Raw genomic sequence first — 1287 nt, 5'->3', positions numbered from 1 at the left:
TAATAGAAAAATAGGACGAGAGAACCAGCCAAGCGAGACAGATCCCGCGTGAAATTTCCTGAAATACGAAAATCTGTAAAAAAACTTGTATTATCGCGCTAACAGATAGCCTTTTCTCTATTAAACACGAGTTTGAAAGAATAGAAAAATCCTGACGATGGCTTACATACGGCAGGATTTTTTTATGGCATGATAAGGGTAATCTATGAAATTTACATAACATTTACTTTACATTGATTTTAAAGTATTTTTTCACTTGATTTCATTCATTCGCGACAAATTCCTATGAAGTGGATTCTTTGTATCGCTTGGCGACAGCCCCCTCTAAAAGGGAGTGAATTGGGATGGAAGAATTAGTAGGAACATGCAAGCGGTGTGGAAAAAAGATCTACTGTCAAGATGGTTTTCTGGATGGCGTGGTACGGGAAGATAAAACATTAGTCTGTTTTGACTGTGATCAGAAGAAAGAAACACATATCGCCGACACATAGGTATGGAATTCACATTTTATGGGTATTCTTTAAGTAATACGATATTCAAGGAAGCGGAGGTCATCAAAATGTTTAAAGAAAATGATTTCTTGACAGGTTTGAGATGGTCCCTTATGTTGAGTATTCCTTTATGGTGTTCGTTCTTTGGCTGGATTAAGATTATACACGGAGTCATTAGTTAAAAACTCATATATAAATAGAATCGCTTATAAGAATACACTAAACAAAACCCCCGTCTCGGGTATCCATTTGGATAGCCTGAGGCGGGGGTTTATTACATTTATTCTAGCCGATAATCATTTGCTCGCGTGGGTAGCGATAATTATCTTTGACACCTCTGCCTCTTAGAATGAATAAGAACGAGAAGATGCCGATCCGTCCGACGAACATTAAGAAAATGATAATGATTTTTCCTTCGGTATGCAAATCGGAAGTGATTCCCATAGACAGACCCGTCGTTCCAAATGCAGAACAGGCTTCAAACATCACCTGCAGCAGCGTAAACTGAGGTTCATATGAGTTTAATAGAATGATGGCTCCACCCGTGATCATCATCGCTGTCGTGATGACGATGAACGAGCGGAATATATCATCTTCATGAATCTCTCTTCGAAAGACACGAACATTTTTTTTGCCTCTTGCATAGGAAATGATGCTCAAAAGCATGATAGCGAACGTCGTTGTCCGAATCCCTCCGCCGACACTGCTCGGAGATGCTCCAATAAACATAAGGACACAGATAACGAGGAGCGTAGGGGACGTGAATTCACTCACGTCCATCGTTGCCAACCCGCCA

The 1287-nt window shown here is 40.2% G+C and carries 1 protein-coding gene; it reads right to left on the bottom strand.

From position 1 onward, the window contains the following. Window positions 1–776 precede the first annotated feature (776 nt). Window positions 777–1287 (bottom strand): potassium transporter TrkG (locus LD39_RS21375; RefSeq protein ID WP_035553821.1); only part of this gene is annotated, 511 nt, incomplete at its 5' end.

The sequence above is a fragment of the Halobacillus sp. BBL2006 genome (assembly GCF_000786645.1).
Classification (GTDB): domain Bacteria; phylum Bacillota; class Bacilli; order Bacillales; family Halobacillaceae; genus Halobacillus.
Note: the sequence above shows the minus strand (reverse complement) of the source record. Positions and strands in the feature narration are given on the sequence as shown.